At 51.4% G+C, this 23,530-nt stretch carries 26 protein-coding genes and 2 pseudogenes; 7 read left to right on the top strand and 21 right to left on the bottom strand.

All coding sequences use genetic code 11. From position 1 onward, the window contains the following. Positions 1 to 2: 2 nt before the first annotated feature. Positions 3 to 713 carry a DUF4912 domain-containing protein gene (locus tag NWAT_RS00395; RefSeq protein WP_013219176.1) on the bottom strand — a complete coding sequence of 237 codons (711 nt, stop codon included), beginning with the start codon at positions 711 to 713 and terminating at the stop codon, positions 3 to 5. Positions 714 to 964: 251 nt separating this feature from the next. On the opposite strand from NWAT_RS00395, the gene NWAT_RS17940 reads away from it, so the two are divergent. Then, positions 965 to 1,351: an IS630 transposase-related protein gene (locus tag NWAT_RS17940; RefSeq protein WP_095522184.1), complete on the top strand. Its 387-nt coding sequence runs from the start codon at positions 965 to 967 to the stop codon at positions 1,349 to 1,351. Here the strand turns inward: NWAT_RS17940 and NWAT_RS00385 are convergent. From NWAT_RS00385 to NWAT_RS00315, 18 genes are all read right to left on the bottom strand, one after another. Next, positions 1,348 to 1,902, bottom strand: a complete 555-nt coding sequence (locus NWAT_RS00385) for a VOC family protein (RefSeq protein ID WP_013219175.1) — start codon at positions 1,900 to 1,902, stop codon at positions 1,348 to 1,350. The genes NWAT_RS17940 and NWAT_RS00385 overlap by 4 nt on opposite strands. 82 nt (positions 1,903 to 1,984) lie before the next feature. Further along, positions 1,985 to 2,182 (bottom strand): DUF2283 domain-containing protein, encoded by a 198-nt coding sequence (locus NWAT_RS00380; RefSeq protein WP_013219174.1) that lies wholly within the window; start codon positions 2,180 to 2,182, stop codon positions 1,985 to 1,987. Positions 2,183 to 2,532: 350 nt separating this feature from the next. Then, positions 2,533 to 2,937, bottom strand: a complete 405-nt coding sequence (locus NWAT_RS00375) for a putative periplasmic lipoprotein (RefSeq protein ID WP_013219173.1) — start codon at positions 2,935 to 2,937, stop codon at positions 2,533 to 2,535. A gap of 126 nt (positions 2,938 to 3,063) precedes the next feature. Beyond that, positions 3,064 to 3,141: an IS3 family transposase gene (locus tag NWAT_RS17935; protein WP_408634631.1), complete on the bottom strand. Its 78-nt coding sequence runs from the start codon at positions 3,139 to 3,141 to the stop codon at positions 3,064 to 3,066. Between the two features lie 363 nt (positions 3,142 to 3,504). Then, positions 3,505 to 3,942: a Cap15 family cyclic dinucleotide receptor domain-containing protein gene (locus NWAT_RS16915; RefSeq protein ID WP_269724266.1), complete on the bottom strand. Its 438-nt coding sequence runs from the start codon at positions 3,940 to 3,942 to the stop codon at positions 3,505 to 3,507. A gap of 224 nt (positions 3,943 to 4,166) precedes the next feature. Next, a complete protein-coding gene (locus NWAT_RS16910) occupies positions 4,167 to 4,445 on the bottom strand; it encodes a hypothetical protein (protein WP_198342169.1) in 279 nt (92 codons plus the stop codon). Between the two features lie 202 nt (positions 4,446 to 4,647). Then, positions 4,648 to 5,025 carry a nucleotidyltransferase family protein gene (locus NWAT_RS16905; protein ID WP_198342168.1) on the bottom strand — a complete coding sequence of 126 codons (378 nt, stop codon included), beginning with the start codon at positions 5,023 to 5,025 and terminating at the stop codon, positions 4,648 to 4,650. Between the two features lie 88 nt (positions 5,026 to 5,113). After that, entirely contained in the window at positions 5,114 to 5,392 is a 279-nt protein-coding gene (locus tag NWAT_RS17930; RefSeq protein WP_083781413.1) for an endonuclease NucS domain-containing protein, read from the bottom strand. 194 nt (positions 5,393 to 5,586) lie between these two features. Next, positions 5,587 to 5,802 carry a type II toxin-antitoxin system HicB family antitoxin gene (locus NWAT_RS00355; RefSeq protein WP_013219171.1) on the bottom strand — a complete coding sequence of 72 codons (216 nt, stop codon included), beginning with the start codon at positions 5,800 to 5,802 and terminating at the stop codon, positions 5,587 to 5,589. An 8-nt stretch (positions 5,803 to 5,810) separates the two neighbouring features. Then, on the bottom strand, positions 5,811 to 5,999 hold the full coding sequence (locus NWAT_RS00350; RefSeq protein WP_013219170.1) for a type II toxin-antitoxin system HicA family toxin: 189 nt from the start codon (positions 5,997 to 5,999) through the stop codon (positions 5,811 to 5,813). Between the two features lie 103 nt (positions 6,000 to 6,102). Then, on the bottom strand, positions 6,103 to 6,417 hold the full coding sequence (locus NWAT_RS00345) for a HigA family addiction module antitoxin (protein WP_013219169.1): 315 nt from the start codon (positions 6,415 to 6,417) through the stop codon (positions 6,103 to 6,105). A gap of 14 nt (positions 6,418 to 6,431) precedes the next feature. Then, entirely contained in the window at positions 6,432 to 6,713 is a 282-nt protein-coding gene (locus tag NWAT_RS00340; protein WP_013219168.1) for a type II toxin-antitoxin system RelE/ParE family toxin, read from the bottom strand. 217 nt (positions 6,714 to 6,930) lie between these two features. Continuing rightward, complete coding sequence (locus NWAT_RS00335; protein ID WP_049772888.1) at positions 6,931 to 7,338, bottom strand: hypothetical protein; 408 nt, start codon at positions 7,336 to 7,338, stop codon at positions 6,931 to 6,933. Between the two features lie 256 nt (positions 7,339 to 7,594). Continuing rightward, positions 7,595 to 8,800, bottom strand: a complete 1,206-nt coding sequence (locus NWAT_RS00330) for an FAD-dependent monooxygenase (protein WP_013219166.1) — start codon at positions 8,798 to 8,800, stop codon at positions 7,595 to 7,597. A 170-nt stretch (positions 8,801 to 8,970) separates the two neighbouring features. Next, entirely contained in the window at positions 8,971 to 9,273 is a 303-nt protein-coding gene (locus NWAT_RS00325) for a DUF2442 domain-containing protein (RefSeq protein ID WP_013219165.1), read from the bottom strand. Continuing rightward, positions 9,254 to 9,457 carry a DUF4160 domain-containing protein gene (locus tag NWAT_RS15820; protein WP_013219164.1) on the bottom strand — a complete coding sequence of 68 codons (204 nt, stop codon included), beginning with the start codon at positions 9,455 to 9,457 and terminating at the stop codon, positions 9,254 to 9,256. Before NWAT_RS15820 ends, NWAT_RS00325 begins: the two co-directional genes overlap by 20 nt. Before the next feature lie 405 nt (positions 9,458 to 9,862). Beyond that, complete coding sequence (locus tag NWAT_RS00320) at positions 9,863 to 10,156, bottom strand: type II toxin-antitoxin system RelE/ParE family toxin (RefSeq protein ID WP_013219163.1); 294 nt, start codon at positions 10,154 to 10,156, stop codon at positions 9,863 to 9,865. Beyond that, positions 10,153 to 10,383, bottom strand: a complete 231-nt coding sequence (locus tag NWAT_RS00315; protein ID WP_013219162.1) for an addiction module protein — start codon at positions 10,381 to 10,383, stop codon at positions 10,153 to 10,155. Before NWAT_RS00315 ends, NWAT_RS00320 begins: the two co-directional genes overlap by 4 nt. Positions 10,384 to 10,704: 321 nt before the next feature. Between NWAT_RS00315 and NWAT_RS00310 the strand changes: the two genes are divergently transcribed. The 3 genes from NWAT_RS00310 (at position 10,705) to uvrA (ending at position 18,216) form a co-directional block, all read left to right on the top strand. Beyond that, entirely contained in the window at positions 10,705 to 11,688 is a 984-nt protein-coding gene (locus tag NWAT_RS00310; protein WP_013219161.1) for an integron integrase, read from the top strand. A gap of 262 nt (positions 11,689 to 11,950) precedes the next feature. Further along, a complete protein-coding gene (locus NWAT_RS00305) occupies positions 11,951 to 12,556 on the top strand; it encodes a DNA-3-methyladenine glycosylase (protein ID WP_013219160.1) in 606 nt (201 codons plus the stop codon). A 62-nt stretch (positions 12,557 to 12,618) separates the two neighbouring features. Continuing rightward, positions 12,619 to 18,216 (top strand): excinuclease ABC subunit UvrA, encoded by a 5,598-nt coding sequence (gene uvrA / locus NWAT_RS00300; RefSeq protein WP_013219159.1) that lies wholly within the window; start codon positions 12,619 to 12,621, stop codon positions 18,214 to 18,216. A 41-nt stretch (positions 18,217 to 18,257) separates the two neighbouring features. Here the strand turns inward: uvrA and NWAT_RS00295 are convergent, their stop codons facing one another. Next, on the bottom strand, positions 18,258 to 19,349 hold the full coding sequence (locus NWAT_RS00295; RefSeq protein WP_013219158.1) for a tellurite resistance/C4-dicarboxylate transporter family protein: 1,092 nt from the start codon (positions 19,347 to 19,349) through the stop codon (positions 18,258 to 18,260). A 46-nt stretch (positions 19,350 to 19,395) separates the two neighbouring features. Between NWAT_RS00295 and NWAT_RS17925 the strand changes: the two are divergent. Further along, positions 19,396 to 19,491, top strand: a pseudogene (locus NWAT_RS17925) (hypothetical protein); the annotation flags it as partial. A 333-nt stretch (positions 19,492 to 19,824) separates the two neighbouring features. Further along, positions 19,825 to 21,637, top strand: a pseudogene (locus NWAT_RS00290) (3'-5' exonuclease). A gap of 440 nt (positions 21,638 to 22,077) precedes the next feature. On the opposite strand, the gene NWAT_RS17215 reads toward NWAT_RS00290, so the two are convergent. Then, positions 22,078 to 22,269 (bottom strand): recombinase family protein, encoded by a 192-nt coding sequence (locus NWAT_RS17215; RefSeq protein WP_049772886.1) that lies wholly within the window; start codon positions 22,267 to 22,269, stop codon positions 22,078 to 22,080. 128 nt (positions 22,270 to 22,397) lie between these two features. Here NWAT_RS17215 and trfA point away from each other — a divergent pair, with 128 nt between their 5' ends. After that, complete coding sequence (gene trfA / locus NWAT_RS00280) at positions 22,398 to 23,468, top strand: plasmid replication initiator TrfA (protein ID WP_083781412.1); 1,071 nt, start codon at positions 22,398 to 22,400, stop codon at positions 23,466 to 23,468. Positions 23,469 to 23,530 lie beyond the last annotated feature (62 nt).

Here is a 23,530-nt window from a genome sequence, read left to right as displayed (position 1 = left end):
AGCTAGTACCGCCTCTTGGGCAAGCTTGCGGACCATTGGGAGAGCGGTTTAGGCTTGGAATGCCTATTTTTCTTAGGCTGAATTTGTGACGATTCCGCTAGAAAGGAAAAATAGCTGGCAGTAAGTTCCTGGCTTCGAACAGCCCGCTCCCCTGGAGAAACGGAAAATTCTAGGGGAAAGGTTTTAGCAGGATGGGAAGGTTGAAGGTCGTTGCCCATGAAAACCACCGGGGCAGAAGGATCAGCGGAACCAGCGCGGGGAGTTTCTATCATATTAGAGCGTGCCAGGACAACAAATTGATCTTCACAATCCGCTAATCCAAGTTCCGCTATATAACATTTATCATCTGCCCAAAGATCTATATACCAATGATGGGCTTTCCTCGGGATAGCCACTTCAAAGCTAGAAGCAATAGTGAGCTTCCCAGCAGTGAAGTCATAAAAACGCAACGCCCATTGAGCAGATTTCTTTATCTCGAATTTTTTATAGGCGCAGATAAGATCTTGGTTCAGAATTGACCAGTAAGCGTAAACCCGATAGGGGTTTACAACCATCAACACTAACTGGGTTTTATCTGGGGAGGCTGGTGGAAGAAAGCAATCTCTCGTTTCTTGGCTGATCTGGAGCAGTTCTTGCTGAGATAACGGCGACTTTTCTTCCTTGGAAGGGTTGACAACAGATACCCTATATTTTGGTTCTTTTTGCTCATTCATTATTATCGTTTTAAGGCGTCGGCCAGAATGGAAAAGGGTATGGTAATATTGAATTTTGTAATAAAAAATAAAAACTTACCTTTAACTGCTAATATTATAAATAATTTGAAAGATAAACAATAAAATAATCCCTGCTAAAGAAAGAAAATGGCTATAGGAATAATAACAGGAAAAGCGGGTAAGGATTGTACGGGTACAATTGAGCAACCTAACCGGCGCGGCGCAAAAGAAATACCTGCCCGGTTGGCGCGTTGTTAGGCACGCCGAATTCAAATACTAAGGACAATAAAATACGGCTTCCTCTCCTTAAGCTAAATGAACCGGGACAGTCGGATTTTCACCCCATCCGTCATAGAGCAGCAATCTCGTACCTAAATAATGGCGGCTGTAAGACAGAGGCCGCACAAATATTTAACGTATCACGCGAAACCTTCTATCGCCGGCTTAAGATGGAAAGCTTACGGACCCAAATACATCAAGAGCGGACGTGCAAAATTGATAAGACTACTTTGAAAGGACATGTACAGGAGCATCCTGGTAGGTATCTTCATAAGTGCACCGCTTTGTTTGATATTGGGATCAACGGTATGCATTATGCGTTCAAGCGCCTGGGTAACGCGCCAATACCTTTTTGTTAGGCTTGCTCATGCCTTGACGGTAACTTGCGCATCGATTCCTTCCAAGGTGGCGCCTTCCATTCAGGGTGCTTGCGCCAAATATTTTTTAGCACCCGAATCCACGCGAGATAGCTGGACAGAGAAGGTAGCATCGGCGTGTGGCTTAACTCAAAGTGAATTCCGGTAATCGGGTCATTAAAAAACACAGCATAGTAACCAGGAGTATAAATCGGATACTCGCTGGGCGGGTTAGTAACAGCGATGTTATTTTTCAGCAGGAACTCCATGTGGAAATCATCGACCTCCTTCCTGTTCCTGGCCCACAACGCGATATGATGTACTCCAGTGGTACGATCGACATGCACCAGCCTATTCCCTGTTTTGGCCGGTTGGATACCAATGTAACTGTGAAAGAAAGGGAAACGGGCCATGTAATAGGTTGACCTGTAACCAATATCTAATGTCCAAAAACTCCTGTACCCAAGCCAGCCGAACATCTGATCGAAGAATCGGATCGACTCCTCGTAATTAAGCACTGAAAACTCAATGTGGTGAACGCCTTTAAATCTCATACTGCCACCTACCTGTATATGCCTAACAACCTCTAAGTCGTTGGACGGAGCACGGCGTAGCCCAATCAACTTAATGGAATTGCTATGCCGCAATGCCTTCGGCAATCAAACAGCTTACACTAGTGCGCTGGCTTGCATGCCCGAACGTGATAGTACGGACGTTACCGTTGGCATCCGTATCGAGAATAGTGTTCTCATCTAGGTCTTTAGACTCAGCGATATCACTGCCACGAACCTTAATGTACAGCGTGTCAGTGTCTTCGAAATAGCTGACTTTCATGCCTTGTACCCTCTATCAAAAAATGCGTTATGTATGGTTTCGCCAGCCGGTAATAAGATTACCCGCAGGTATCGGTTTTCCGTTTCTTCAATTCTAGCCTATCGCTTTATTCGACTGTCTGTGCTCTCTTTCAGGAAACCGGACTACACGTTGAATCCATTCGTCCTTGATGATCGTTCGATCCGGTCTGACCCGAGTTGCTTAGAAGTATTTCGTTGCCCTCACTGCCATGTCCCTCGTCGGCATAACGGGTCAACGTTGAGCGACACCCCGCACGGAGTGGGCGCTCCAACGGAAGATAGGCGGCGCTACGCTCCTCAGCGTCAGGTAGAGCGCCTTGTATGCGGCATTTATTTTGGCAAACAATTTTGAAGAACAAAGGCACATTGCTCGCCTTCTGTAATGAACCCTCCTGTGCGCCCAGCATAATTGACTTTTTCGACCACCCCGCCACTCAAGATGAACGTGACCTTACAGTACCTCTTCTTTACCGAAACCGCGCCTCCACCAGTAGATGAACCCGCTTCGCCCGCAACATAGGCATCACTATCTCCGCCGCTATAGTAGGTCATGAATTTCAGATTTTCGGCTTGCTGTGATCGTACGGGAACACCAGCACACATAAGTATATCCTTCCTAGATTTCCCAACAAGTTCCACTTTTGCGCGTTCAGCCAGATCAGCGCGACCGAACTTTGTATTAGCGCAACCAGCTAGCAGTGTGGCAATGACCAACAATGCCAGAGTATGTTTCATTGGTGACTCCTTCTTTGCCACCTAAGGTTTAGACTATAACTGGTCACCAAACCTGGAGCATAGCGGAAAGTTTGGCAAGAGAAGTTCCTCCGCAAAAGTGGGCACCATTGTGGTGGACTGATCGGCTTAGAACTCTATGGGTGAACGATACCCCAAAGACGAGTGAAGGCGGTAACGATTGTAAAACTCGACGTAGCTGCGCACTGCGGCGCGCAGTGCGTGATCGGTAGTGAAGTGCTGGCGGTGTGATACCTGTCTGATTTCATCGTCTTGTTCCACGACTCCATGTGCGCGTTGTCAGTCATGCGGCGCGGTCGGTTGAGGCTTTGCACCAAATCGGTGCGGGCCAATGCCCGCTTGTACTTGTCCGCCAGAAACTCCACACCGCGGTCGCTGTGTACCAGGGTTCCTGGCGGCGGCTGGCTTAGTCGAACAGCCACCGACTTGAATTCTGCGCTGTAACGGTTCGTGGTACGAGGGCCAGGTTTGACCATGGGACACTCCTGAATGGTTAGGTCAAGATATCCACCAAAGCGGAGAAACTATCGCGTCCGAACGAGCGCCTTGTTAGCGCAGGTTTTCATCTTCGGTGACAGGGTGATCCCCTAAATCTTCTGGGAGTTCTTCGAGTAAATCCTTTGAATGATATTCAAGAACTATCTCCCCTTTTGTTAATCTTTCCGTCCAATATCTTCCCACGAGCTTTTGCTTTGGCTTTTCAACTATTTTCAATACTGCTGTTCCATCGTGGGGGATGCTTCTTTCGCTCAAGCTTAGCCTGGGCTTGCTGTTATATGAGTATGCTACGTTTTTGATCTGACGGTCAGGGTCAATAAGAAATCCTTCAGAATACGAAGAGCTTTCCATTTCACCAGTACGCATCATGCAACTAATGCGGAAAAATGACTGATTTATAGTCAGCATTACCGGTATAGCAGTTGGCTTTTCTCCCGTATCAGGATTTTTCCAATCTGAGTATATAAAGCCCAACCATGTTCCGTTCAAATTTGGAAAAGAGACAAGTCACCCTCTGAATACCTTAAGTTTCCACTCCCATTTGACAAATACTGCAACTATCAAAAGATCAATACTCACAACTTTTGGAATAAGCCCGAAAAAATCTTTGATTTTTGATAAATCTAACCCGCCAAAGTATGCGAGAGCAAACCAAGCAACTGCTGATATTCCGACTAGTAGATATAGCGAACTTTTAATCGTCACATTACGCATTATTCAAGGTCGAAGTAATTCCAAGCCGCTTTAGAAAACTCATACCCATCCTTGCGAGTCCATTTTTGGTCTGGATGAAATAGAAAAAAGCATTTATTTACTGCTAGCCAACGACCCTCGACTGGTTCATCACCTTGCAGATTATCCCAAATGTAATACAGCATGGCCCGCAGTCGCTCAGTCCATGTTGAATGTAAAAACACATGATCTAGACAGTTGTAAGCTAAGCACTCGATGAAATAGGATGGCAGTTCGCGAAATATTCCATCTGCTGCCATTGCATTTTCGACTCGCTTTAATAAACGAGCCCCCTTTTTATAAGAGTATCCCGTTGCGTTTTCTATTTGTTACACTGGATAATTGACGATACTACTACCATCTATTTTAAATATCTTGGTCCCGTCTCTCGTTCCATACTCCATGTAATAACGAAATCTAAACACGGGACTACATCAGCATCTACGCGTGCGGAGCTAGAATTTATCTGTATTGCTGTTGAGCCAGAAAAAAATCTACTTGGCCAGGAAATTTGGTTTGCATAGCGGTAAGGAGCTCTGCTCTTAATTTTGCAGGAGTCCAAATTCCCTCGTATGGATTGCTGGGCGGAGGATTGCCTTTTCCAGATTCTTCCCAATACTGGCACTCTGTACACTGCACGGCTATGTCGACATCACTATCGGTTCGCACATTAGTATTGTTAGCGTAAGAACCCTTCGCAAAAACCTTCAATGAACAATTATTGAATGGTTCATGCGCGTTTATTGCTTCCCGGATCATCCGTTCAGTTCTATCCTGCTTGTCTTTCTCTGTGTCACTAGAAGGACCTGTCCAACCTGCCAGCTTATCTTCCAAGCTCATTATTTCTCCTTTTAAAGCGCTACGCGGCGCGAACGTTTGCGTTAACCGGCGCCGGCGTCCGAGTAGAATACATTGTTATTTTGCAGTCTCATTGAATTCCAACCCGCAAAACCTTAATGCCGGCTTCAGCGGCAGCGAGCCGCAATTGTTCGTCAAAGCTGAGGGTTAAGATTATTCCCCTTACGTCCTTCCCTTGCGCCTTTGCCCAATTTTCTCTAACAAAGCTCATATATCGAAGAATTTGTCCAACAACCCCATCTGAGCTGTGAACGGCTTTTAGTTCGAGTACGACAAAATTGCCATCATTGTCCCGACAAATTAGATCGGTCCGACCAGCGCCTAATCCGAGTTGACATTGTTGCTGAATTGTATCGTCGGCAAGAAGTAGTACTGGCTTCGACTAAGGATTGTAGATGTATCCCAGTCTGAGTCCCCATATGAGCCAGAACGGTGATTACAGAAGCACCAGTATTTATTTTGAACACTCATCGATATTCCACTGCAACATAACGCCCGAGCTCAGATGCCGCCCCAAAAGGGGCGGTCAACTGCAGCGCCTCGTTATGCGGTAGAAACCTCGACGAACTCGCTACTCGAATGTGGCGCTGGCAGAGGCTCTCCGTCTTCCTTGAGCCCATCAAGGTGGAATTCAATTGCTTCGTGAATTAGATCCATTACCTCTTGTCGGCTTTCTCCAGCCACGACGCAGCCGGGAAGGTCTGGGACATAAGCACCCCAACTTGTAGGGCCTTCTTCGATTACAACCATGTATTTCATAGAGCTACCTATTTCTTGAGGCCAGCTTGCTTCAGGATATTGTTAGCGGTGCCAGGTGGGACGTCAACGCTTGGCTTGCCTGCGATGATGATGGTGCCTCCCTTTGTCGGATGCTTAAACTGGCGATGACTGCCTTTCATCCGTACCCGTTCCCAACCCCCATCTTCGACAAGCTTTATCAGTTCTTTGACCTTCATGCGCAAAGAATGTCATGAAAAGAAACCTGGCGCATAACGCCTTCCATCACCGGTGACAAAACCAGCGCGAAGCAGAGGTTTTGGCATCCGGTGCATGGCTTGGTTATGCAGCATGTAGCGGCTTGATCCGGTCCACTTCTTCCTTAACAGACTGAGCCGCCGCCCAAAGATCAACAGATCGCTGCGCGTTCAACCAGAATTCCGGAGAGTTACCAAACAAACGGGCAAGCCTGAGCGCCATTTCAGGGCTGACAGCGCGGCGCTCACGCAGTAATTCATTAACTGACTGGCGAGAGACACCCAGAGATTCAGCCAACCTCGCAACGGTCAAACCATAGTCCGGCAGGAAATCCTCTCTCAGCATTTCACCAGGATGAGTCGGCTTGCGCTGCATGCCGGCAGTATTAGGAATAGCCATAGTCATCACCTCACTCAGTGGTAGTCACACACTTCAACCTCATACGCATCGCCATTCTCAAAACGAAAACAGATACGCCACTGATCATTTATTGAAATTGCGTGCTGCCCCTGCCTGTTTCCGGAAAGTGGATGAAGGCGATTGTCGGGCGGCACTTTCAAGTCCTCCATCTGTTCGGCCAGATTCACATATTCAAGTTTTCTGGCAGCTCTCGATGTGACATCCGCAGGAAACTTCTTTGACTTGCCTTTGGAGTACAGCTCTTGAGTTCGTTTGTCAGCGAAGAATTTGATCATACACTGGATTGTAACCCGTCACGTGACGCGAGTCAATGTAACTTAAAGTGACTGCATAATCGAGGAGTTGACGGGCGGGTTCTCCTGGATAATAGAAGTGCGGCATCTGATGATGCAGGAGGTTCTGCCCGTCGAACGGTTGTTCGCGACGCGAAGCGGCGCAGTTTGCTGCATCCGACTGCATGCGATTGTTATAGGGCTGATTCAATGTCTATTCCTAACCATCAAGTTGATCGTCTAGCATAACCAGGCATTCCAATGTTTCAGTGCAAAATTCAATCGCCGGTGTTCCTTGGCCAGTAATATGACCAATATGAAAGTCCTTTGGCAGATTGCTGCCAACTTGCATAATTTCAATGCCGCCATCATGGGTACTTCGATTTCTAAACTTGTAAAGTTTCGTCGTTAATTCTGATAAACCAGATGTCTTTACAAAGCCAGAATTTTTCTGTTGAAAAACTTTAACGTACTTTCTCATTACGTCGAGCGCTTCCCAATCCTCGACTGGTTTGCCTGTTTCAGGATTAGAAAATGAATAGTGTAGATAGGCCGCTTTGAATTCTAGATAGCCGTAGCAGGCGTTAAGAAACGCGCCCAGTATCCATTTCACTGCAAAGTAAATCATAAAAATAATGACACTCTTTCAGCTTGTCATCCGGCAGGACTACTGCGGATAGATCTAAACCGTTGAGAATGTCACGTAGGTCAGCCATCTGGTTTAAGCCCTATAACGCCTCACATCACCGGCAGTAAAAAGCAGAGCGAGGTACGAGCGGCGCTTTTTGCTGTCCGAGTGCATGTGTTCGTTGGGCATCTGACTTTGCAACAGGCGGATTACTTCGCTTCCGCATACCATCTGCCTATGTTCGTCTGTTTAGCGGCTATAGAGCGATACGGCCATCATATCCTTGTTTTTTATCTTCAGCGCGATTTTCAAGTTCGGCGATAGTCCGGCCCAGGTTTTGAGTGAATGACGGGATGTGTCCAGCGAGACTGATCGCAACATTGCGCAATCCCTGCCCCACCGATGAACGCAGAGTCGCCATCTTTGTTGCGCGGTCAGTCAACGCGACGACGCGTTCCGCGATTTTGTGCCGATCGACGGCCCATGTGTCAAGCCGTGCTGCGTCGGAGCCGCTAAGGACGTCGGCGAGGACTTCGGCGAGCGCGACTGCGTCCTGAATGCCGGTATTCATCCCCTGGCCACCTGCCGGGCTATGTACGTGGGCGGCATCACCGCACAGGAGTACCCGCCCCTTACGGGGGTTCTGCGCCACACGATGGTGCACCTTGAAATGACCACTCCAAAAACTATCAAGAATTCGGGCAGGGTTCGCCTTCGGTCCGCGCGCGTCAAGCAACGCCTGCACGTAGGGAATGGATGGTTGCTCGGGTGCGTCCTCCGCCGTTGCCACAATGCGGTAGCGATTCTGCGGCAGTGGCGCCACAACGACCAAGCCATCGGGAGAGAAAAATAGACTTACCTCTTCGCGATCGAGCGGCCAGTCCATATGGACATCGGCGAGCACAAAACCCTCTTTGTAAGTTGCTCCCTTGAAGGCGATTCCTGCCGCTTCGCGAATCTTGCTATGCATGCCGTCACAGCCAATCACCCAGCGGGCCGAAATTTCATGGATCGAATCATTGGCCTTAACCTCCACATGCGCACCGTTTGCGGTTATGTCCGCGCCGGTTACTTCTGCCGATCGCAAAATGTTGCCTCCGAACGCTTGTAAACGGCTGAGAAGGATGGCCTCCGTCCGGTTCTGCGGGCACATCAACGCGAAAGCGTATTTGCTGGGGATCTCCCGGAAATCGACGGTGATTAACACTTTATCTCGATCTCGAATACGGAAAATTGGGACCTTGACGCCTTCCTCCAGCATTTGCGGTACGATGCCCAAGGGTTCCAGGACCTCCAACGTACGTGCGTGCACGACTGCAGCGCGCGAGGTGTTGGCACCTTCCGCGGCCTTATCGACCGTCACGGCGTCGATACCACGGCGGCCCAGTTCAGCGGTAAGCGTCAAGCCTGTTGGTCCTGCGCCGACAATGAGGATTTCAGTTTCGGATGGGACAGTCATCATTTAAATTCCCCTTCTAAGTGCTCGGCAGCCCATGACAGCAACGCCTGCCGCAGAAACGGTTTCACAATAACCTAAAGCTCTCTAGAATCGCTCAACTTCATAACCGTTCTTATCTGATGCTCAACGGCTCAAATCAGCCGCCGGCGTAGCCGGTCGGCTGCATTTGATTGTTAGGCGAGAGATCTTTGGCCTAGCCATTTCTTGAAAGAAGCCTGACTCTCTCCTGATGGTTTTCCAGCCAACAGTCCTTCAACACTAATATCCTCGTCAATAGCTTCCCAATGGATACCCTGTCCTTTGCCAATTAGCCGCCAGTTATTTCTTTCCTCCGATGTAGCGTGGACAAGTCGAGGAAACCATGAAAGCGGGACTGATATAGTTCGCCCATCACTTAAATCCACGCTTAGCGTATCCTCCGTTACTGTGGCGTTCTCAGCATTAGGAACCTCAACTTTAATCGCCGAAGTAGTCATTCCACGCCTCCAACAATTCCGCTTGATGCTCGCCGATAATTTTCTGAATTCGACCAATCTCTGCTCGATTAAATCTCCCGCTCTTTTGTAGCCTGATAGGATCAAGCCAGAATTTCGCAATCTTGTCCTCACGTTCGACATGAACATGCGGCGCTTCGCGCCGCCGTGGCGACCGGGGGCTCAACTTCGACCCGATAGGTCGGCGCGAAGCGCCGACCTATCGTTTTGGCTAAGGGACCGGCTGAGGAGCGCAGCGACGAAGACGGTCCCTCTTGAGCCACGGGTTAGCGCCGTGTGCTTTGCCAAAACCCCTGACCTTCCTCAACCCTAAGAACCTAACCGAGCAATATCTTTTGACCATCCAACCTGGCCCTCCGTTTCCTTATGGACTCCCATGGACGACGCTTCCTTTTCAACTCCAGCGCTTCCACCTTGCACGGGGTTTGAGGGGGTACCTCTCATTTTTTCCTTTCCATTTCCACCCCCCTGTCGCCGCCTTTCAGGCGCTCCACCCTTTTTCAATGCCTGCCAGCGCTAACGTCGAAGCTAACCGGCGCCGACGAAGGAGGCGTCCGAGTTGAGCACCGAGTTAGGTGCGTGATTTCCAATAACCCGGCCGCTGCCTAAGATGCAGGACCGCGATGACCTCTATGCGCTCATTACTAACGCAGTATATGACACCATAGGGAAAGCGCAGTATCCGACACTTCCTTACTTCCCCTTCGATGCGACGATAGATCAATGGATTTCTCCTTATTCGGGAAATCGTGTCGTTCAACGCTTCCAGAAAGCGTACCTCAAAATTAGACTGCTGCTCTTTATCAAATGCAGCCGCCTCATCAGCCTCTGCAAACGCTTCCGGATGAAACCAACAGGGTTTCATGAATATTTCTTCTGAAGCTGGACCAAGGCGTTTTCTGCTGATATGAGCTGTACTTTTCCTTCATCTATTTCACGACAGCGTTTCTGAATTTCCTTCATCCACTCATCTGAAATCAGAAAGTCCTCTTCATAATCTAGACTTTCTAATAGTAGTTCCGCTAAGGACGCTCTAGCGGCTGATGGGAGCTTGAGGGCTTTTTCGGCGATTTCTTCGATATCGGACTTCATAACAAAACCTCGCATAGTCAACTTATTACGTGTATCTCGGCCCTGCTGCTGCCGCACCTAACATGAAATATACTGACTAACCTGCGCCTTCTTATACGCAATCGGTTACTGGCCAAGTCCTATTTCTATTCTTACCTCAAATAATTACTAATCTCGACGGCGTATAGGGGTTTTGGATAATACGCACCGCAGCTCTATTTTCCTTTCATTTTGCGACCTGCGTCTTATTAAGACGCATCCCCTTTCTTAAATGGAGAACAAAATAACCAATATCATATCTATAGCTGAAATTATTTAACTTTGCCAATCGGTGATATACGCATGAGTAGCTCAAAACCCAAGTCTCAACCTAAGCTCCTCGATCAAGTGCGGGAGGCTATTCGTGTCAGGCACTACAGCATCCGCACGGAACAAGCCTACCTGGGTTGGATTAAGCGCTTTATTTTTTTCCATGGCAAACGTCACCCTGGCGATATGGGCAAGGCGGAGATCAGCGCTTTTTTGACTCATCTCGCCATCAAGGGAAAGGTGGCTGCTTCCACGCAGAATCAGGCGCTCAATGCCATTTTGTTCTTGTATCGCGAGGTTTTGAAGCGGGATGTGGGGTGGCTGGATGAGGTGGAACGGGCAAAAAAGCCGTCGCGCCTTCCGGTAGTATTCACGCCCAATGAGGTAAGAAAAGTCTTGGCGTTGCTGCCACAGGGCAAATGGGTGATGGCCAGTCTCTTGTATGGTTCTGGCCTGCGTCTGATGGAGTGCATGCGGTTGCGGGTCGAGGACGCGGATTTTCACTACCATCAGATCACGGTCCGGGATGGTAAAGGCCGCAAGGACTGGGTAACGGTGCTCCCGAAAAAACTGTTCAAGCCACTGCAAGTTCAGTTGAAAACCGTAAAGGCACTGCATCAACAGGATCTAAGGGAAGGTTGCGGCGCGGTTTATCTACCTTATGCGCTGGAGAAAAAATACCCCAACGCCAATCGTGAATTTGGTTGGCCATATGTCTTTCCCGCCTGTAAACGGGCCATCGATCCTAGCTCTGGGGTGGTGCGCCGCCATCATCTCTCAGAAACCGCGCTGCAACAGGCTGTTAAGAATGCCATTCGCAAAGCAGGGATTAATAAACCAGGTAGCTGCCATACGTTCCGGCATAGCTTCGCAACGCATCTGCTGGAAAATGGCTACGACATTCGCACCATCCAAGAACTGCTGGGCCACAAGGATGTGAATACCACGATGATCTACACCCACGTGCTTGAGCGGGGTGGCAGGGGAGTACGCAGCCCGCTGGATGACTCTGGATAATCGGCAAGCAAGAAAATAAACCTATTCCCAACTCTCCTACCGGGCGAGGAATTCCCGCCCTCCATTCCACCTCCCTTCATAGCGATCGCCTCATACACCGTGCCTCCGAGCTTTGTTTAATAAGCAACCAAGCCATCCACCCTCAGGAGGGGGAACATCGGCACATGCGAGTTGGATCATTTCATCGTTTCCAAATGTTAAAGTATCTCTTTCTCCTTCATAAATGCTTGGCCGTAAGGTTTAGACATTTTGGTGCTGCGTATTGGATAGGAATAATTTACTGCCCCCTCACTTCTATGCCCGGGATGCCCTGGAGGTGGCCGCCGATCTGCTGGGGGCCTTGCTCTGCCGGGAGCAAATAGTATTGCGGATCACGGAGGTGGAAGCCTACCGCTGGCCGGAGGATACCGCCAATCATGGCCGTCATGGCCGAACATTGCGGAATGAAGCCCTCTGGGGGCCGCCGGCGCGAGTCTATCTTTATCTGTGCTATGGCATCCATCATCTTCTTAATCTGGTGACAGGGGAAGAAGGGCAGGCCGCTGCAGTATTGATTCGCGCTTGCGAGCCGGTGGCCGGTTGTGATGTCATCCAGCGCCGTCGCGGGGGTAAAATAAAGCCAAGCTTACTGACCGGGCCAGGAAAAGTGGGTGCTGCTTTGGGGCTGGATTTAAGCTGGAATCATCATCCCCTTTATGAGCCGGGAGGGCTTGAAGTCCGCCGAGGAACCCCGGTGGCAACGCCACTGGCAGGGCCACGAGTGGGGATTGCCTATGCTTCTTCTGAGCATCGGAATGCTCCCTGGCGTTTGGCCAGCCCCGATAATCCTTGGGTGAGTTACCGTTCCCAGCTCCAACCCGGGCAGTAAATCCAGCTAAACTCTAACCTCAACGTCAGGGGAACATGCCGTTCCCATTCCACGGAGTCTTAATGTCTAAAGCATTTATCAAGGTCAAGGGCGCACGGCAGAATAACCTTAAAGGGCTTAATCTCGAATTTCCCCTCAATGAGCTGATTGTGATCACGGGAGTCAGTGGCTCGGGTAAATCCTCTCTGGCTTTCGACACCATTTATGCCGAAGGGCAGCGGCGCTATGTGGAGACCTTCTCCCCCTATGCCCGGCAATTTCTGGATCGGATGGACAAGCCCCAAGTGGATCGTATCGAGGGAATTCCCCCGGCCATTGCCATCGATCAAATCAACCCGGTCCGGACTTCTCGCTCCACTGTGGGCACCATGACGGAGCTCAATGATCACCTGAAACTTTTATTTGCCCGGGCTGGAAAACTTTACTGCCAGGGCTGCGGGCAAGGGGTGCGGCGGGACACGCCGGAGGGTATTTATAAGGAGCTTCTTCTTCACTCCCAAGAACAAGACAACACTCCCCGGATCTTAATCACTTTTGAGATTACCGTTCCCAAGAATTTTTCCTTCCAGGAAGTAAAAGACCAGCTCCTGCGGCAGGGCTATACTCGCTTCCATCACCAGCATGATCAGGTATTAGAGGCAATTCAGGATCGGGTCCGCTTGGAGCCGAGCCGGCGGGAGCGGATTGTGGAAGCCCTGGAAACGGCTCTCAAACATGGCCGTGGCCGCGTTAGGGTTTATCCCCTAGATGAGCACCGCCAACCTCAACAGCCCTGGCGCTTTTCTTCTGATCTCCACTGTCCCCAATGTGATATCGCCTACCAGGACCCCTTCCCTAGTTTATTTTCTTTTAACTCTCCTTTGGGGGCTTGCGGGACCTGCCGGGGCTTTGGCCGGACCATGGGGATTGACTATGATTTAGTGGTACCTGATGAAAATAAAACCCTGGCCGAGGGGGCCATCAAACCCTGGCAGAGCGCAAGCTATGAAGAATGCCAGCAAGATTTGATGCGTTTTGCCCGCAAGCGGGGGATTCCCACTCGCCGTCCCTGGCGCGAGCTTACCCCTGAGCAGCAGCATTGGGTGCTGGCGGGAGAAGGGGAATGGGAGGAAAGCAAGTGGTATGGAGTCCAGCGTTTTTTCGACTGGCTGGAAAGTAAAAGCTACAAAATGCACATCCGGGTACTACTCTCTAAATACCGGGCCTATCACCTCTGCCCCACCTGCCAGGGCGCACGTCTCAAACTCGAATCCTTACTGTGGCGACTGGGAACCAAAGCCGATGCCGGCCAAATACTGCCGGCAAAAAGACGGTTTATGCCTGCGGGGGTGCGATTTTCCCGGCAACGATTGGCGACTTTACCCGGCCTGACCCTCCATGATGTGATGCAGCTTTCCCTTAAACGCTGCCAGCAATTTTTTACTCGGCTTACTCTGTCTGCTCCTTTGGACGAGGCTGCCGATTTGCTGCTAGGTGAGATTCGCTCCCGGCTCAATTATCTGGTGGAAGTGGGGCTGGGTTATCTGACGTTAGACCGCCAATCACGAACCTTAAGTGGGGGAGAAGTGCAACGGATCAATTTAACCACTGCTTTGGGCACTTCCCTGGTCAATACGTTATTTATCTTGGATGAGCCGAGCATTGGTTTACACGCCCGTGATTTGCAGCGCATCATCCGGATACTGCAACGCCTGCGGGATGCAGGCAATTCCCTGATTGTAGTGGAGCATGACTCCCAGGTAATGCTGGCTGCCGACCGCATTTTAGATCTGGGGCCTGGACCCGGAGAGCAGGGTGGTCAACAAGTGTTTTTCGGCCCTCCCCAGGAATTACTGCAAGTCAAACGTTCCCTCACCGGCCAATACTTGGCAGGTAAAAAACAGATCGTCTCCAAACTTCGTAAAACCGGGAAGCTTCCAGCGTCGGCTTATATGGAAATCCGGGGCGCCGCAGAGCACAATCTCAAAAACATTGATGTCCGCTTTCCCTTGAATCGCCTGGTTTGCGTAAGCGGCGTTAGCGGTTCGGGCAAAACCACCCTTATTCAAGAAATTTTGTATAAGGGATTGCGCAAGCTCAAGGGCAAATCGGTGGGCATACCCGGCCGCCATCAAGCTCTTGAAGGTCATGAACATATCCAGGCGGTAGTACTGGTGGATCAGTCCCCCATTGGTAAAACGACCCGCTCTAATCCCATTAGTTATGTGGGCGCCCTGGATGGCCTGCGCAAAGCCTTTGCGGCCGAGCTCCTAGCCCAGGAGCGGGGCTATCATGCCGGCACCTTTAGCTTTAACACCGGCGATGGACGCTGTCCCACCTGTGGCGGCAGTGGTTTTGAGCAGGTGGAGATGCAATTTCTCAGCGATGTGTATCTGCGTTGTCCCGATTGTAAGGGTCAGCGTTACCGGCCGGAGATATTGGAAGTCAAGCTGCAACCCTCGGTCCAGGGGTTAGGCAAGTCCATAGCCGAGGTGCTGGAAATGACGGTGGCCGAAGCCCTGGAGTTTTTCGCTGATTATCCGGAGATAACGCGGGGGATCGAACCTCTCCAAGCGGTGGGGATGGGTTACGTGACCTTGGGTCAGCCGGTACCCACCTTGAGTGGAGGCGAAGCCCAACGGCTAAAACTGGCGGGACACCTGGCCAAAGCGCGGGGGACCAGGCAGAGTTGGAACACACTGTTTTTACTTGATGAACCGACGACGGGCCTGCATTTTGATGATATTGCCACCTTGCTCCAAGCCTTTTACCGCCTGCTGGCGGAAGGTCACTCTCTGGTGGTCATTGAGCATAATCTGGATGTAATCCAAGCGGCGGATTGGATCATTGATTTAGGACCCGAGGGGGGTGAGGACGGAGGCAAAGTCATCGCTATGGGGTCTCCCCAGAAGGTTGTCCAATCCCAACATAGTCACACGGGCCAAGCTTTGCGGGAACAGGCCCAAACGCCTACCGAACTCATCCAGGCCATATCCGCCGTGGGCGAAACGCCCGCACAATACAGGGCAGCCTGCGAAACTTCTCAAACCAAGGCTGTTTCCCAAGAATCGGGCGAGGCAGCGGAAGGCAATGGGGTCATTTATATCCATAATGCCCGGGAGCATAATTTGAAGAATATTGATGTCCAGATTCCCCGGGAGCAACTTACCGTGATCACCGGCATCTCTGGCTCCGGGAAGAGTACGGTAGCTTTTGATATCCTTTTTGCCGAGGGTCAGCGCCGATACCTGGAATCCCTTAATGCCTATGCCCGACAGTTTGTTCAACCAGCCGCCCGCCCCGATCTGGACGCTATCTTTGGTATTCCACCCACAGTGGCTATCGAGCAGCGTACCAGCCGTGGGGGACTCAAGAGCACGGTAGCCACCCTCACCGAGATTTATCATTTTCTGCGCCTGCTCTTCGTCAAGCTGGGCCAGCAGTATTGCCCCGACTGCGACATTCCCATTGAAGCCCAAACCCTGGAGGCTATCCAGGCTCAGCTTATAGGGGACTATCGGGGCCGCCGCCTGGGAATATTAGCGCCTTTGATCGTGGCCCGCAAAGGCTATTATACCGAGCTAGCCAAGTGGGCTGCCGCCAAAGGATTTACCCACCTGCGGGTAGATGGGACGCTGCTCCCCACCGATCCCTGGCCCCGGCTAGATCGGTTCAAGGAACACTCCATTGAATTGCCCCTAGGAGAAATCAAAGTCACCCCCGCTGTAGAAAAAGAGCTCCACGCCCTGCTGGAGCAGGCTCTTAGTCTGGGCCAGGGCAGGGTGGAAATTCTTCTTCCCCGAAAGAAGCAGAAGATCCTCTACTCTACTCAACGGGCTTGTCCAAGTTGTAGCCGCAGCTTTGGAGAACTGGATCCTCGCCTGTTCTCCTTTAACTCCCCACAAGGTTGGTGTCCCCGCTGCTATGGCACCGGACGGGTGCTGCCCGATTTTGATGGAGAGCAGACGGGAGAAGAGAAAGAATGGGCCGAGGGACAGGAAAACCCAGGCCAAATCTGCCCTGCTTGCCAGGGACAGCGCTTACGGCCTGAAGCCCTAGCGGTGCGTTTCCAGAAACGGAATATTGCCGGGTTTACCGGCATGCCGATAGCCGAGGCCGAGGCTGCCTTTCGGTCCATGAAACTGCAAGGACGAGCAGCAGAAATTGCCCGAGATCTCCTGCCTGAGCTGCGGAACCGGTTGAAATTCCTCAAGGAGGTGGGGTTGTCTTATTTAACCCTGGATCGGGCCGCGCCGACCCTCAGCGGTGGGGAAGATCAGCGTATCCGCCTGGCTTCCCAGCTCGGCTCCAACCTGCGGGGCGTGTGCTATATCCTGGATGAACCCACCATCGGCCTCCACCCCCGGGACAATAAAATGCTTTTGGATACCTTGAGCAAATTGGAGGGCCAGGGCAATACCATTGTGGTGGTGGAGCATGACGAAGACACTATCCGGCGGGCCGAACATGTCATTGATCTGGGGCCGGGGGCCGGGGTCAATGGAGGCAAAGTGGTGGCTGCGGGCACGGTGGAAGCGCTGCTCCAGCATCCAGAATCCGTCACCGGGCGCTGCTTGGCTCAGCCCTTGCCTCACCCCCTCATAGAAAAGCGCCGCCCCGAAACAGCCGAATCCCACCTGGAGATTCGAGGAGCCTCCCTGCACAACTTGAAGAGTCTGACTCTCCGTTTACCCCTGGGCCGGTTGATAGGGGTGAGCGGAGTAAGTGGCAGTGGTAAAAGTACCCTGATACGGCAGGTACTCCACGGAAATCTCCGGCGCCTGCTGAATCGAAAGCAGGCAGTTCAACATCAGGAGACTGCTGTCTTGCAGGGCTGTCAGGAAATTCTGGGCTGGAAGGCTATCAAGCGGGTGCTGGAAGTCGATCAAACGCCCATTGGCAAAACGCCCCGTTCTTGTCCGGCCACCTATGTAGGCTTTTGGGACTCTATCCGACGTTTATTTGCCGACACGCCGGAAGCCCGTATCCGGGGTTATGGAGCCGGTCGGTTCTCTTTTAATACCAAGGAAGGCCGGTGCCCGGAATGTGAGGGTCAGGGCGTAAAAAGAATCGAGATGAGCTTTTTACCGGATGTGACCGTTCCCTGTGAATCCTGCCGCGGGGCCCGTTTTACCCAAGAAACTCTGATGATCCGCTACAAGGGCAAAAATATTGGTGAGATTTTAGCCCTGAGCGTTGATCAAGCGGTTGAATTTTTTACCGCTCATAAACGAATTCATCGGCCTTTGCAGTTGCTACAAGCGGTAGGATTAGGCTACCTTAGCCTCGGTCAGCCGAGTCCAACTCTCAGCGGAGGCGAAGCCCAGCGAATTAAATTGGTGGCGGAGCTGACCAAGGCTCCTCTAAATCCCAACCGTAGCACTGCTCAGCATACTCTTTATCTCTTGGATGAGCCCACCATTGGCCTCCACATGGCGGATGTGGAAAAACTTATTCAAGTTTTGCATCAGTTGGTGGAAGTAGGCAATACCGTGATCGTTATTGAGCATAATCTGGATATTATTGCCGAGGCAGACTGGCTTATCGACCTGGGTCCGGAAGGAGGTAATGGCGGAGGGCAAATCGTTGCCCAGGGAACACCGGAAGCTGTTACGCGAATTAAAAAGAATTCTTATACAGCCAAATTTCTTGCCCGTTTTTTAAAAACGCGCCGTGCCTAAATTAAAGGCACTGCCTCATACCAGAACCACGAGCATAGTTTTTAATATTTAGAAGCACAAATACCAGCACGACACAATAGGGTAACAATCCAGCTAACAAGTACTGCCGCCCATACCAGCAGCGCAGCATACAAAAATAGCGGGGGTAAAAATCTGAGGAACTCTAATGCCATCACTGCGGCCATTTCATGACTGCTGGCAGCATACATCCCCAGAGGAAAAACTATACCCCAGTGGAGCGGATCGTAATTCAGCGATAAACCCATACAAGCGTAGCGCCATACACTGAGGATTAATAATAGGGGTATCCACCAGGTGCTTGTTGCCCAATAGAAAAGTGTAAACCCCTTGATAAAAGGCAGCAACGAGTACAGGAAAGGCGCATTGGTCGTCGCATTGGAGATCAGCAAAGAGCCCCCTAACGTGGAGATCGCCATTGCTCCCATATTGATCCAGTAGGAGGGAGAGAAATCCTTGGGAGAAAAAAGAAGAAAAGTATAGCGGTAAAAAATAAGCGATATTATCCAAATATATAACATACTGCCCCACAACCACATTAAAAATGCCAGGAAATTCAGTTCTAACTCGTAGGACTGACCCACGTGCTTCGCGAGTAACGCGCTGAGTACCGCTACCGATTCCGCTGCAACTACCGCGAGCAACCAGCCGCCGTTAAGACCCCGACCAAGGAGCGGCTTTTCTCTTTTTATCGTAACAGCCGTAAAGATTGTATAGGTCGTCCCGAACCAGAGTCCGATAGTGACAAACCACATGGCCAGCCCCATAGGAATATTACCCGAAAGAACCACAAACTGGCTTCCCAAAATGCCAGAGCCGGCAACCATCGTGAAAAATCCTGGTCCACTCGAATGATCGAATAAATCACTAAAAAAGCAACGCGGATAACAAACCAAACGCACCATGGTGAGTAACCATAGCACTCCGTAGATGATGATATTCAGTCGAAATAAAATATCCGCGATTACCGGCATGGCTAGCAGGTGAGCAGCGAGAGAGACAATACCCGTTGCCATCACCACACCAAAAGAGGCTGGAGACAAATCTGTTACATTTTTGAGTGGATGGCTTGGTGAAATTTGCCGAGTAGATGCCTTCCTGTTAATAGAGGTCATAAATAATTGAAAAACCCTTCTAGCTTAATAGGCTGACAGAACTCCTTACCGTTGGCTTAATACTAATGATCTTCATCTTCAGCAACATGGCCTGCGCCATCGCAAGATTGACGAGGCTGCTTTGAAGAAGCCTGTTTGTTGAGGAACATCTTGACATATCTTTGCATGAGCGTGCGCAAATGTTGAGTGTACACGCCCGTTCAATCAGTCGTGAAGACATTAGGCACCGTAAAAAAACGCGGGTATAAAGTGAAATGGATATGACACACGGGACACGGCCTCTAAAGCCGTCTCGCGGGACTCCTGTCCCGCGCTCAAGTTATCGCCTCCACTTCCGATTTTTCTGATTGAAGGGGAATGCTGTGCCCCCTAAAGTGATTTAGCAAATGTGAACTTTAACATCGGGTGGATCGCCTGCTACCGGAATTTCGACACCATGGCCACGTTCATTCCAGCGCTCACCACAATCCCCCGGATGACTCGCGGCGAGCGCCGTTTCGGTCGCCGGCTTGACAGCCTGCTGGAAGAAGACTATCTCGTCTGGTACGACATCCCATTGGGACGCCGGCACCGCTATCCCGACTTCATCATTCTGCATCCCGCCCGTGGCCTGCTGTTTCTCGAGGTCAAGGACTGGAAGATCGAGACCATCCGCTCGATCACCCCTGACAGCGTCGTGATCGATACCCAGAAGGGGCACAAGACGGTCAGCAACCCGTTGGCTCAAGCTCGCCAATGCGCCTTTGCTGCCATCGACCAGCTGAAGCGCGACCCTCAGCTGACTCAGAGCGATAAGCGCTACCGCAGCAAGCTATGCTTTCCCTATGGGCACGGTGTGGTCTTTCCCAATATCACGCGTCGGCAGTGGAACCAAGCTATTCCCGAGGCAGAGCAAGAAATCCTGCTGCCGGCGCATCGCGTGATCTGCAAGGACGAAATGCTCACCACCGCCGATCCGGAGGCATTCCAGCAGCGGCTCTGGGACATGTTCGACTACCGGTTCGGCGAGCAGCTCAGCGTCCCGCAACTCGACCGGATCCGCTGGCAGCTCTTCCCGGAAGTGCGCATCGATGCCCCCACAATGGATCTCTTCGGTAACGATGAAGCCGCGGAGGATAAGCCCGCGAGCAACCTCGTCCCCGATATCGTTCGCGTCATGGATCTGCATCAGGAGCAGCTGGCCAGAAGCATGGGCAACGGCCACCGGGTCATTCATGGCGTTGCCGGCTCTGGCAAGACCCTAATACTCGGCTACCGCTGCCTGCATTTGGGCTCAGGCCATCAGCAAGCCGATCCTGGTACTGTGCTTCAACATCACCCTGGCAGCGCGCCTGCGCTGCTTCATCGCCGAAAAGGGAATCAGCGAGAAGGTTAAGGTGCACCATTTCCATGAGTGGTGCAGCCTGCAGTTAAAGACCTATCAGGCCGACCTGGCACCGGGAAAAGGCCCTATCTGGGAGTGTCAGGTGGAAAGCGTCATTCGGGCAGTCGATCAGTCACGCATTCCCCGGGCACAATACGGCGCAGTGATGATCGACGAAGGCCACGACTTCGAGCAGGCCTGGCTCAAGCTAGTGGTACAGATGGTCGATCCCGATACCAACTCGCTGCTGCTGCTTTATGACGATGCCCAATCCATTTATCAGAAGAGCTCGCTGAAATTCCCGCTTTCCTCGGCTGGCGTCCAAGCCCGCGGGCGCACCACTATTCTCAAGCTGAACTATCGAAACACCCGGGAAATCCTGACGTTCGCCTATGATTTCGCCCAGGACTTTCTGAAAGCTCACGATGCCGATGATGACCATATTCCTTTAATCGCCCCCGAGGTGGCTGGGGTGAGCGGGCCCAGGCCGGCGTTTCGTCGCCTCAACAGCCCCCGCGATGAAGCACGCTATCTGGTGCGCTGCATCCAGACGTGGCGTGGCCAGGGTAGCGACTTGAACAGTATCGCGGTGGTCTATACCGGCAACTCGCAGGGGCGTCTCTTCTATGACGCCCTGCGCGAAGCCGGCATCCCAAGCCGCTGCCTGCAACAGTCTGCCGACAAGCACAGCTACGACCCGCAGGCCGATGAAGTGGTGCTGCTCAGTCGACAGAGCAGCAAGGGGCTGGAGTTCGATACCGTGCTGCTGTGTGGTCTCGGGGCATTGAGCAACGACGAGGAACAGCAGGCTCAGGAAGCGCGACTGCTCTATGTCGGCATGACCCGAGCTCGCCGCCGGCTGCTGGTAATCAGCTGCAAGACAAACTGGTACACCCAGCGGCTAACAGAGCTCGCCTCGGCCTGATAAAAGCAGCAAACAAGCAGGGCTTCGTAAGCCGTTGAAGAAGTGGCGGGTTGCGTGTCGATCGGGCAGGATTATTAGTGCTTTTCTTATTATTACGCTTTGACCAAACACGCTTAACCGAAGCTTCACTGCAGCCGGCAATACGGGCCGTCTCCGCAATGGAAAAATTCGCTAAGCGCAGAGTCTTGATACGTTCATGTAGCATCTTGTCCGGACGCCTTCCCGTAAAGAGCCCTTTTTCTTTTGCTAGCTCAAACTCTCCTGTTGCCACCTGCGATGCTCCTCATAGTCATCTCTAGCCATCTGTAAAGCTAATTTCAGCAGCATTTCTTGCACTGACTTAAGAACTATCTTTGTTATTCCTTCCGACTCCTCTACCAGATCAGAAAAGTCGAAAACACCAGGAATTGATAGCTTAGCGCTTTTTGCATGGATAGTATCTATAAGGGCTTGGGCCTGGGGCAGTGGCGGCTAATACGGTCGATTCTTTCAGAAACTACGAGCTCACCAGGCTGCAAATCAGAAATCATGCGCTGCAGCTCTGGACGATCGGCTCTAGCTCCCGAAGCCTTTTCTCGATAGATAGCAGCAACGCTTTCTTGCACCTCAAGCGATGGCGCGGCATCGCTCATTCCTCGCCGCCATCCAAATTCGCTGCATCGCTATTTAGGCCAATATCTCATGACGACAAAACCTAGCGGCCTTGGATCTGGCCTGCCGCATTTACCAGGCCTATGGACAAGGCGCCTTATTGACTATCATGTCTCTCCTTATACCACCCTCTAACAAGGCGAGGAAAGTTGGGGCGAAGCGGCGCGATGGAGTTATATACCCCCTGCTCATCTTTCCTCAAGCCGGTCTTCCCTGTACGCTTAGGAAAACCACCGGCAATAGCAGCCTGGAGAAAGCTGTGGAGCATATCACGAACAAAATCGCTCGGATGGCACAAGAAGCCAAAACTCGTCGTGAAGCCAAAGCCAAGAGAGAAGCAGAAACGGCTAAAATCATCCCCTTGCTCCCTTGTTGGGACAAAGGGCAACAACGCGGTGTCCCTAATGAGATGGTTCGCTCGGCGCTCTTTTCGGTAAAGAACAAGAAACAGGCCAGAGCTTACTTGGAAGGCGTGCCGATTGTGGTCGTGGGAGATGGCCGTATCAGTTACCGCGGGCAAGAGCTGCGCCAGGATGATGAAGATGTATGGCTCCAAATCATGCATGAAGCTAAGGCGCGACCACTCGGTAAGTGTGTGGAGTTCAAACCCTACGCCCTACTTAAAGGAGTGGGTTGGGCCATCAAAGGGCAAAGCTACCAGCGGCTTCAAATCAGTCTAGAGCGCATGGTCGCCACAGCCTTGACCGTCAGTAGTCACCGGCTAGGGAAAAGCGTGACTCTACCTCTTATCCAAAAATTCGGGCGGGCTCACGGCGGAGGGCCTTGGAAAGTTTGGATTTCATCGGAGATGGTGGTCTTGTTTGGGGATGTCCACTACACTCGGCTTGAATGGGAGATGAGACACCAGCTTGGCCCCATAGCCAAGTGGCTGCATGGCCTTTATTCTAGGCCATGCTCGACCCTATCCGATGAAGGTGGAGACCTATGGAAAGGGTCTGGCAGCGCTGACGGTCTCTTGAAAACTTTCAAAGCTAATCTTAAAGGGGCCCTTAACGAACTCCAGGCAGTGGGCTTTCTGAGCGACTGGCGAATAGAAGGCAATCTTGTCTATGCTAATCTTAAAGGGGCCCTTAACGAACTCCAGGCAGTGGGCTTTCTGAGCGACTGGCGAATAGAAGGCAATCTTGTCTATGTGGTGAGAGCAGAGAAGAAAACATGACCTTTGAGCTACCAAGCGTTGACCTTTGGGCTACCTGGCTTGACTGTTGAGCTACTGAAACT

It is taken from the genome of Nitrosococcus watsonii C-113 (assembly GCF_000143085.1).
Taxonomy (GTDB): Bacteria; Pseudomonadota; Gammaproteobacteria; order Nitrosococcales; family Nitrosococcaceae; genus Nitrosococcus; species Nitrosococcus watsonii.
The sequence above is the reverse complement of the archived record's forward strand: the minus strand, read 5'-3'. Positions and strand labels throughout refer to the sequence as shown.